Source organism: Caecibacter sp. AF58-12pH5A (assembly GCF_027681725.1).
In the GTDB taxonomy this organism is placed as follows: domain Bacteria; phylum Bacillota; class Negativicutes; order Veillonellales; family Megasphaeraceae; genus Megasphaera; species Megasphaera hominis.
In genome coordinates this window covers 1-10338 of record NZ_JAQDBC010000055.1, presented here as the reverse complement: position 1 = coordinate 10338, position 10338 = coordinate 1, and the positions used below count along the sequence as shown (strand labels likewise).

Annotated in this window: 13 protein-coding genes; all 13 read left to right on the top strand. The window is 42.5% G+C overall.

The genetic code is table 11. The features are described 5' to 3' along the window. The coding region (locus PGX44_RS13375) for a hypothetical protein (protein ID WP_498855759.1) at positions 1-363 on the top strand (363 nt) is incomplete at its 5' end. Next, positions 356-637 (top strand): hypothetical protein, encoded by a 282-nt coding sequence (locus tag PGX44_RS13370; protein WP_498855758.1) that lies wholly within the window; start codon positions 356-358, stop codon positions 635-637. The genes PGX44_RS13375 and PGX44_RS13370, both read left to right, overlap by 8 nt. Positions 638-783: 146 nt before the next feature. Continuing rightward, positions 784-1464 (top strand): HK97 family phage prohead protease, encoded by a 681-nt coding sequence (locus PGX44_RS13365; RefSeq protein ID WP_498855757.1) that lies wholly within the window; start codon positions 784-786, stop codon positions 1462-1464. Between the two features lie 2 nt (positions 1465-1466). Continuing rightward, positions 1467-2771 carry a phage major capsid protein gene (locus PGX44_RS13360; RefSeq protein ID WP_498855756.1) on the top strand — a complete coding sequence of 435 codons (1305 nt, stop codon included), beginning with the start codon at positions 1467-1469 and terminating at the stop codon, positions 2769-2771. Then, on the top strand, positions 2747-3034 hold the full coding sequence (locus PGX44_RS13355) for a X2-like carbohydrate binding domain-containing protein (protein ID WP_498855760.1): 288 nt from the start codon (positions 2747-2749) through the stop codon (positions 3032-3034). The genes PGX44_RS13360 and PGX44_RS13355 overlap by 25 nt, the downstream gene beginning before the upstream one ends. A 60-nt stretch (positions 3035-3094) precedes the next feature. Next, positions 3095-3397, top strand: coding sequence for a hypothetical protein (locus PGX44_RS13350; protein WP_498855755.1), 303 nt, complete (start codon positions 3095-3097; stop codon positions 3395-3397). Then, complete coding sequence (locus PGX44_RS13345) at positions 3397-3750, top strand: phage head completion protein (protein WP_498855754.1); 354 nt, start codon at positions 3397-3399, stop codon at positions 3748-3750. The genes PGX44_RS13350 and PGX44_RS13345 overlap by 1 nt, the downstream gene beginning before the upstream one ends. Then, positions 3743-4195 carry an HK97 gp10 family phage protein gene (locus PGX44_RS13340; RefSeq protein ID WP_498855753.1) on the top strand — a complete coding sequence of 151 codons (453 nt, stop codon included), beginning with the start codon at positions 3743-3745 and terminating at the stop codon, positions 4193-4195. The genes PGX44_RS13345 and PGX44_RS13340 overlap by 8 nt, the downstream gene beginning before the upstream one ends. Beyond that, a complete protein-coding gene (gene gp17 / locus PGX44_RS13335; RefSeq protein ID WP_498855752.1) occupies positions 4185-4601 on the top strand; it encodes a tail completion protein gp17 in 417 nt (138 codons plus the stop codon). The genes PGX44_RS13340 and gp17 overlap by 11 nt, the downstream gene beginning before the upstream one ends. Before the next feature lie 12 nt (positions 4602-4613). Continuing rightward, entirely contained in the window at positions 4614-5348 is a 735-nt protein-coding gene (locus tag PGX44_RS13330) for a phage tail tube protein (protein WP_302593821.1), read from the top strand. A 61-nt stretch (positions 5349-5409) separates the two neighbouring features. Continuing rightward, on the top strand, positions 5410-5775 hold the full coding sequence (locus PGX44_RS13325; RefSeq protein WP_498855751.1) for a hypothetical protein: 366 nt from the start codon (positions 5410-5412) through the stop codon (positions 5773-5775). A 38-nt stretch (positions 5776-5813) separates the two neighbouring features. Further along, positions 5814-6071, top strand: a complete 258-nt coding sequence (locus PGX44_RS13320; protein WP_498855750.1) for a hypothetical protein — start codon at positions 5814-5816, stop codon at positions 6069-6071. Positions 6072-6086: 15 nt separating this feature from the next. Beyond that, positions 6087-9986 carry a phage tail tip lysozyme gene (locus tag PGX44_RS13315; protein WP_498855749.1) on the top strand — a complete coding sequence of 1300 codons (3900 nt, stop codon included), beginning with the start codon at positions 6087-6089 and terminating at the stop codon, positions 9984-9986. The last annotated feature ends 352 nt before the right edge of the window (positions 9987-10338 follow it).

Genomic DNA, 10338 nt, shown 5'->3' with positions numbered 1-10338 from the left:
ATGGGGCATAAAGTAGATTCATGCAATACCGATTTACACAAACTATTTTACACTCCCGAGGAAATGGCGATGGAACAGGAAACAACGAGTAAACAATTATGGTTGGTATCGAAAGATGCGGACGGTCTGTATGATTTCAAAAATAGGAATCTCCATTATGACCGCAAAGGGAAAGAAATACGTATTTTAAGCGTAGCAACTGAAATATGTGGAATCTTTAACACAGAAGAAAAAGCACGGGCGGCATGCCCTGATAATACGTGCTTAATTACACCTTTAATATTGAACAAAAAAGTTGATAATCGGAACGAAATAAAGATTATCGATGGATCCTTACATGCGAAGAAGAGTGGCTATGAGTAAGCAAATGGTTACAAAACAATCATGGGATACATTCAGAAAATCAGGACTGTTGTTTTACGTTAACATGATACTCCATGTTTTTGGATGGTCGATTGTTGTTGAAATAGATAATGATAATAAAGTTACAAGTTGTTTCCCTGCCAGAGTGAAATATCGTGGTTTTAGCGATGATGTGCAAGATAGAGGGTACAAGAAAATCACAAATTATATGAAAAATAACATTAATTCATTAAGGGATGATATGGATGGTGACAGCAATGATAAAAGCGAATAAAGATATGTTTACAAAAGCAAGAAAAAGCATAGAAGCCGTGCAAGTAAATTGTGCTTCTTGCCAGAATAATAAATGTCGCAAAAGAAAATATCGCATAGGATTGCGAAATCCCGTTTGTTGGGGATTTATGACGAAGGAGGATGGCAATGAGCAAATTAACACATATAGATAAAAGTAAAGTCGTAACAAGATGTTTTGCCGTGAAGGATTTCCGAGCGGTGAGCGTCAATGCAGACGGCGGTAATGATGGAGAAAATACAATCTCCGGTCATGCCGCCGTTTTTAATTCCATTACTTCGATTGGTGGGTGGTGGAATGAAGTTATTGCACCAAATGCGTTTGACGGGTGCAATTTTGATGATGTGCTACTTTTCGTCAATCATGATGGTTCACAGATACCACTTGCCAGAAGTCGCCGGAATAACGGCAACTCTACCATGCAGGTTGGGGTTGATGCCATTGGCTTATCGGTCAATGCCACAATCGACACGGCAAATAACCAACAGGCAGCGGCGTTGTACTCTGCAATCAGCAGGGGTGATATTACCGGCATGAGCTTTTGTTTCTGCGTAGCCGATGATACGTGGAAAGGACTGGATACCGATACACCTACCAGAACTATCAACAAGATTTCACAGGTATTTGAAGTAAGCGCCGTCAATCAACCGGCTTACGATATGACAGATATTTCCGCTCGTGACAAACAAGCATTGGAGAATGCTAAACAGGCGTTGGAGAATGTCCGGTCACAGGAATTGGAGAATTCTAAACGGGCGAAGGAAATAAATATGCTAAAAATTAAAAATAAAATTTTAGGAGGAATATAAGAATGGAAATGAGAAAACAGTTAGAAAAAATGTTGAAAGCAAAAGAGGAAGCGCGACAGGCATTGGTTAACCAATCTGAAAAATCTGAAAATGTGGAAGAATTGCGCTCGTTGCAGAAACAAATTGAAACTTCAAATGCCGAAATTGCCGAGCTTCGTACCATGATTGCCAATTGCGATCAGCCGGCTCCGACGGCGGAACCACCCGCAGGTGAACCCCAACATACATCAGATAACAATGACACAAATCAACGTTCTAAAACAGCTCAGCAGGTGATGAATCAGTCAAATAATCAGCCGCAGAATCGTAGCTATGTTCCTGGAAAAGGATTTCATGTGGCGGGCGAGGGGAAGCAGGAAGAAGACCGTGAAAAGGCTGAAAAAGAAGCAATGGAAAAACGAGGAACCAATCTTCGAGAAGGACGTTCTGTAACGGTGGCTAGTTCTAACATCGTAGTCCCTTCTCACTTCGGCTCCACCGTGAACGGAACTTTCCAGCAAGTATCCAGTCTTGTCGACAGCGTGGATGTTATGCCGTTACAGGGGGGTGAGTCCTATCGGCAGCCGTATGAAATAGATACGCCTGCAGGTGGATATAATGCGGAAGGGGATGGAACTGCAAAGGTTTATACCGATGCAGATAAAACATATGGGTATGCAGACATTACAAAATCTAAAATAACAGCATACAGCGAAATCACAAATGAAGTATTAAAATTGCCAGCTGCCAATTACGCAGATCTGACATTGCAGGGAATTACAAAATCCGTACGCAGAAAACTGGGAAAAGAAATCATGATTGGTGATGGGGCTACCGGTCATATTATTGGCATTTTCTCTGATAAGGCAACGGCGATTGATGCGGCAAAAGACGTTTCATTTTCCGCAATTGATAATGAAACCCTTGATGCTATCGTGTTCGGGTATGGCGGTGATGAAGCTGTCGAGGGGCAGGCCGTTTTAATCCTGAATAAAAAGGATTTGGCAGCATTTGCACGTCTGCGCACTGCAGATGGAAAGAAATACCACAATATCGTCACCAACGGTGGGTATGGTACGATTGATGGTTATCCGTTTATTATCAATTCCGCATGCGGGGCGATTGCCGACAGTGGGACGACTTCCGGAGCATACTGCATGGCTTTTGGTTATTTAAAGAATTATCAACTGGCCGTATTCAGCCAGCTGGACGTAGAACGGTCTACGGACTACAAATTTAAAGAAGGTATGATTGCACATCGTGGCGAGGTCTATATCGGCGGCAACGTGGTTTCTTACAATGGATTCTTACGAGTAAAAAAATCGTAACGGCGGTACATCCTGAAACGGCAACGGTCAGCATAGCAGCTGCAGCTGACCTTGCATTTACCGTCGCGGCAGCTACAGGGGCAACAGTAAAAACGATAACGAACGCCTCTGCGACTGTTAATGGCAGCAACTATACGTATGCGGCAGGAATACTTACACTGAAATCGGCATATTTGGCAAGTCAAACTGCTGGAACAAAGACATTTACAGTTACCATGAGTGATGGATCGACGGCAACCTTTACAGTTACTGTCACAGCATAAGTAAACACAGGAGGCAGGGTCATATGCGGTCCTGCCTTTTTGTGAAAGGAGGCATTCTTTATGGCAACGACTACATTGGATTCCGCTGCTTTGGCCCAATTGCTGCATATTGATTCTGAGGAAGAAACGGCAAACGCCGTTATATATCAGGGCACAGCGGAACAGTATTTGGTAAATGCGGGGTGTGTGGTGCTGGATTATGATGATAGTTTATTTAAAGGATTAGTCATCTCCATGATTTCCAAACTACTGTCCAATCCGGATCTCCTTACCAGTCTATCAGAAAGTGGCGGATTGACGCTGAATGGTATGATTGCACAATGCCGATTAGCTCAACAGGTAAAAGCGGGAGGTAGTTCTTGATGGACACCAAAGCGCAGGAATCAAAAGGAGCCATCCGAGTCGGCGAGTTAAATCATCGACTTTCCATATATAAAAAAAGGACAGCAGATGATGGAATGGGCGGTAAAGAAGATGCGGATCCGCAATTGATTGCGAATGTATGGGCCAAGGTATTGAAACCGAAGTTCTGGACGGGGAACAGCAGTGGCCCGGCTACCGCTATCACACAAGGGTTCTTGATTCGCAATCGTGACGATGTGGGATATGATTGCTATATTACGTACAAAGGGATACCACATAAAATTTTACATATTGATAACAGCAGCACAACCGCCATGACGCTGACCTGTCAGGCGGTGATAACGCATGGGTAGGTATGTCAAAGCCGAGATCAGCACCGGAGTATACAAGGCACTAGCAGATATCCGGCGGTATGATGCGGCTACGCAAACTGAGATATATGGTGCAGTACAGGATAAAACAAAAGAAGTATACACTCAGGCGGTACAATTGGCGCCCAGCAAAGCCGGGAATTTAAAAGCGTCTATTAAATATTATGTAAATCGGTCGCAGTCAGGCATCGCGGGAACCGTATACACCAAAGATCCGGTTGCACATCTGGTGGAATTTGGGGCGCGCAGCACTGTGGAAATCCCAATCCGGAAAAAAGCATTGCATCCTGGTGCAGCCGGATGGTTTATGGCTAAAGCAACCATTCCACGGAGAAGTCCACACCCATTCATGAAACCTGCCATGGATACGGTACGGCCTTCTATTGAATCGGCGATCAAAGAGGCGGTGATTAAACATGCTGATTAATCGAATTCCCTTTAATGCGGTGCAAAAGGGGATATATCAACTTGTAAGCCAAGGACAATCCGTACCGGTTTATGACAGCCTTCCAGAGGGTACGGAAACAATGCCATACATATGGCTGGGGGAATTTCACGGCACGCCGGTAGATCGGAATAAAACTCATGCCATGCATGCGATTAGCCAGCAGTTGGATGTGTGGAGTGCGCAGCAGGGAAAAAAAGAAATCAACGGAATTATGGATGACATTGCCTATCTGGTGTCTCGTTATGAATTAGTACTGGACGGATATCGGCAGGTAGGAGCTGCGAATATCCCCTTATATCAGGCCGTATGTGAAACGTACGCAGATCAAACAAGCGCCTATCATGGCATAGTAATGCTGGAATATTTAATTGAACAAATAGATTAGGAGGTTCTATCTATGGCATTAACAGAACAACAAATCACTAACCTTCCCGTTATGCCGACAGACACTAAGGCCGTTGCGGGAAAAGATACACTTCTATATATTGCAATTTCACAAAACCCACTGGAATGGCTTCTATTCGGTGGCCAAAAAAATTCTCCGGTAAGCGAAAAAGCAGACTCATTAGATGGGTCTGATAAATCGTCAGGAGGATGGGCGAAGAAAATACCGGGAATGAAATCATGGAGCATTGATTATGATGGGCTGTATGTTTTAAATGATACGGCTGTCGATATTGCCAGGACACAGTTCCGCAACGACCAATCAGTATACATTCGCATAGAATATCCAGATGGATCGTATCGACAGGGCTGGGCTTTTATTACGGCAATGAGTGATTCTAATGCCAGCGACGCGATTCATACGTTGAAAATCACATTCGAAGGATATGGATCTATTTCAGATTTGATTACAGTAGCAAGCGCGGCCATTGCCACACCGACTATTGCTGTAACCAAAGGGAGTGCTGTTGCAAAAAGTGTAGCGGTAACTCCTGCTGATGTGACTGTTCGTGGTGTAGTAGATGCAACTGGAATGGCTCTGGTATATGGGACGGATTATACGTATGCCAACGGTAGTTTAACATTTACAGCCGCTTATTTAGGATCCTTAACCCCAGGCTCTTATGCGATAACCGCGAAGTTTGCCACTATATCGATTACTATTACCATTACGGTATCTAATACGTAATAATCTGGGAGCGCGGTATGGTGGCCGCGCTCTTATATATTTTTTTTAAGGGAGTAACGACATGAAAATTGTAAAACAAATAAAAATTGGTAATGAAACGCATGACATGTATTTTACTATTGGTGATCTGCGGAAAATTGAACGCGAAATAGGAAAATCACTCATTTCAACTGTATTGGGACTAAACCAGGCTACCAAGATAAATATTGATTTTATGTTGGCCACCATGCGGTATGGATTCCATGACAAAATTAGAAATGATGACGAATTATATGATTTACTTGATGCATATTGTGCAGATGGGAAACATAGTTTGGATACGCTAGGAGCGGAAATAGTATTGTCTGTGTATGACACTGGTTTTTTTATCCCCCGCAAGAGAACGGAGAAAGAAAAGCCACCCAGCAAAAAAACGTCCAAAGTATAGAAGAGTGGGCAGCGACATCAGAATGTATTGCATATAGTTTGTTACATTTGTTGCCGGATCAATTTGATACATTACAGATGAAGGAATTTTATACTCTTTTAAATGCTTGTTTAGATAAACAGAAACAGGATGATATAAAAGCCTCCTATTATACAACGTGGATGCTGGCATCATTTTGTGGTGCAAAGTTAGATTTTATGAAAGTATGGAAGTGCATTTATGAAGGGTTATATCCTGATGAAGATAAGCCAACACAGGAAGGTAAAGATGAATTTATGAAGCAATTTAATTTATAAGAAAGGAGGTGCATTATGTCAACAATTGCAGACTTACAAGTGAAAATCGGTGCTGATGGAAGTGGATTGTCTAAAGAATTGGATAAAAGTCAGCAGTCGATCAGTAAGGCATTTAATACCCATCCCATTGATACGTTTTCTAATTCCATCGAAGGCGTTACAGGAAAACTTAGTAACATGGTAGGTGGATTCACACAAATTGCAGCGTTAGCTGCTGGTGGATTCGGTTTAACCTCTATGATTGATAAAGCAGTACAGGCGGGGGACGCCGTCTACCAGCTTACCAGTAAGTATCAGATGTCAACGACAGAAGCCGTACAAATGAACCGGGTATTCAGTCTTACTGGGGGGAGTGTAGATACCGCTGCACGGGCGATTATGCGACTTGACAAATCTTTTACTGGTAATTCAGACGAAAGTAAAAAGGCGCAGGTCACATTGGCAGCATATGGCGTATCTTTAACGGATGCTAGCGGAAAAATATTGCCGTTAAATCAACAGCTTGCTAATTTGGCTTCTGGATACAAAGAAGCACAAAAAGATGGTGAAGGGCAAGCTTTTATCATGAATACGCTGGGCGTTCGGGGAATGGAACTTACCAAAACGCTGCAAAATTATAATGAAGCGGCAGAAACAGCTGCTCAAGTCAAGGGCATTGGACTGAATCCACAGGAAATGCATCAAGCATCGCAAGACATGAAACAGATGAAAATGCAATTAGGGCAATTGGAAATCGCGGCAGGAGCCGCATTGGCACCTATGGCTACGGAATTACTACCTGAAATAATGCCGTATTTACGTGATTCTGCGGAATGGATTGCAAAAAATAAAACAGCTATTAGCCAAACCGTTATTGAAGTAACTAAGTTATTAGCCGTTTATGAAGCCATGAAAATGGCAAGAGCCGGTGGTAATGCCGTTCAGACGATAACCGGGGTGGTTGGCAATGCATGGCAGTCGACAGCGCCTAAGATGGAGGCGCCAAGTCTTAACAAATCACAGGAACAGCAGATCAACCGATCCGTACGGGCGAGTGAAAAAGCCTATGACAAAATGCGTCGTGATGCCATTAAAACGGCGCAGCAACAGAATATGTCAGCAGAAGAAACTGCTGCGTTTTTATCTCAGAAATTTACTGAAATTGGAATTCGGTCCACAGAAGAAGCAAATACGATCCGTACATCTATGACGGAAGCCTTTGCTCAAATTAATGTAGCAGCAGAAGAAAGCGCCATATCAATCGCCACATCGATGGAAGGGACAACGTCCGCTGCTATATCATCGTCCACACAGAAAGTAGCGGCCAATGTAGAAAAAATAGCCAGCAATGACACTGTTATAGCCAGCAACGTTGCAGTCTCTGAATCTGAAACACTTACTGGTGCAGCTGCAGAAGAAGCTGCAGGAATGAAAAAAGTGTCAGATGTGGAAAAGATTACCAGCAATGAAGCTGTTATAGCAAGTAATGCAGCTGTTGGTGCATCGGCAACTGCTGAAGGAGAAACCACTGCAATTGCGAATGCTGTAGCGCAAGGGAGTATAAGCAAAACAGAATCGGCTACAGAAAAATTAGGTGCGGCACATGATGTTTCCGGAGCCAAAGCGGTAGCTAGTGGAACAAAAACGGCATCTGTTATGTCAAGATTGCCATCTATGATAGAGCACGTGTCAACAGCATTATTAGCAATGGCAGGGGGATGGATGGGGGTAGCTGCAGCGGCCTTATATGCTGCGTATTGCGCTTACCAATATTTTCATGCTAAAGATAAGGAAATTGAAAACGAAACATATGTATTAGATGATGGTTCAAAATATATACAAAGAAACGGGTATTTTTACAAGCAATCAAAAGATAAGAATCAAGCATTGATTGATGATCCCACAGGATCAGGGGTCGGGGCGTCAGATTCTGATTTGCCGGAAACTGATCAAGATAAAATTTCTCAATTAAATGGCAAATGGTTTGATAATCATAAATCAGATAAAGATTACGTAGCTCAATTAAATATGGATGCTGCTGAACAGAAAGCAAAAGAAGCAGAAGATCGATTAAGTCAGGCATATTCAGATGCAGGACTTGACGATAATGGCAATAAGATCAAGCCAGAAAAAGCGTCTAAAGATAAAACAGATAAATCAAATGCCGCTGATTTTGTTAATTTTTTAGTGCAACAAGGATACGATCGGAATTTTTCTCTTGGATATGCAGGCGGCTTGATGCTGGAGTCCGGGGGGAATACAGAAGATATCAATCCACAAGCAGTTAATCCAAACAGCGGAGCATATGGGATTTCTCAATGGCTTGATAGAGAACCGTTGTTGCAGCGGTTTGCGGCAAATAACTATTCAAGCCCCAGTGATTTAGGTACGCAGGAAGCATTTGCTGTATGGGAATTACAGAATACAGAAAGAGATAATTATCAAAGGGTGATGAGCGATGCACAGGCATCCGGTGACTTTTCCCCAGCTAATTTTGCTAAACTGATTGATAAATATATTACAAGATCAGAAGGAACACAAGATATACGTGATCAAAAAGCAGCCAATGCTGAATCTTTAGCTACTAATATGGGGAGTCAGGTTGATGAAAAAAGTATTGCCAGTAAAATACTTGAACATCAAAAACAAGTTGATCAAGCTAAAAAATCTCTTGCAGATTTAGAAGCATCACTGCAACAAAATATCTTGTCAGATACAGGTACAGCATATGAAACTGGGATTGGGAAAGTGGCAGTTTCTGTCCGAAAATTTCAGGAAGAAATTGATAAGTTAAAAAAAGTTGACAGTACGATTGATACTGGTAGGGCACAGGTGCTACTAGGCCAATACAAGGCATCGGAAATCGAAAAAGTAACACAGGCATGGCGAGAACGCTGGTCGAAATTGAAGGTGGATTTGGCAAAAACCAATGCGGAGATTTATGGTGACTATAAGGATTTGGCAAATGCTGAATATGATACCACTATTTTTGCAATTGACAAGGAACGGGCGGCAAGATTAAAGGAAGTTGAACAAAGCAAGGGGGATGTTCAAGCAGCTGTTGCAGTAAATGAATGGGCGACGGCACAATATTTGGCGGCTGCTAAAAAGCGTGATGACGCAATGCGTGACAGTTACAATCAACAACTTCAATGGGCAGTTAATAATAATGATGCGAATGCAGTCGTAGACCTTGTGCAAAATGATCCACGCCGGCAAGAAACCGCAACATGGGAAGCACAAAAAAAAGCATTGCAGGAATATGTTACATTGGCGAAGCGAAGTGATCTTAGTCTGCTTTCTGTAACAGAAACAGCGGCAGAATCCATTGCGGGAGGGCTTGACAATATATTTAGCGGATTGGGAACTAATATCACCAGTGTAAGCAAGTTGGTACAAAGTTTTGGAAATCTGGTTATCAGTACATTAATGAAGATTGTAGCCCAGGCGGCGGCTTCGCGATTAACATCGTCAATTTTTGGATCTAATTTAACAAGTGGGGCCACTGGAAATATTCTTAGTGGCTTGGTAACTTCATGGGAAGGAAGCTCAGGCAGTAATAACTTTAGCCAAGAAAGTATTTTAGATAAGGCGGGGATAAGCTTACCCACATTTGCGTTTGCAGATGGAGGGGTAATTACGGCCCCAACATTAAGTCTGATCGGAGAAGGGAAGGATGCGGAAGGAGTATTCCCATTGAATAATAGTACCTATAGTAATCTTGCAAACCATATCAGTCAAAATATGAAAACTGGAAAAGGTACTGCTCCCGTAATTAATATTAATAATAATTCGGATGCGCAGGTAAGTGTTGAGTCGGTGAAAACAAATGAGGATACAGGAGAGCAGATATATAACTTTACGGTAGAAAATATTTTAAGTAATAAAAACGGGGATTTAACCCGTCTCAAACAGGCAATGGGGGCGATGCGGTGAGCAATTATATTTTCCCGACAAATATTCCAGAGCCCAAAATACCATATGCCAGCGATGCTGGAGATACATACAATGGAACGATCAGCGACAGTACGATAGCATCTACGACAGATGCCAATTATAAGGTAACACGCCCCCGTACCACGCGAGTCGTACGAACATGGACATATACGTGGACGATGTTGTCTGCAGATGATTTTAATATTATTCGAGACTTTTGGCTATCTGTGCGAACTTCGGAGATGTTTCAATTTACCGATTACGATGACGGAAAGGAGTATACGGTACGATTTACGGGTGTGTCAAGAGTTTTGTGTAAATCGATTCAATAAGCAACATCGTATTGCTGCAT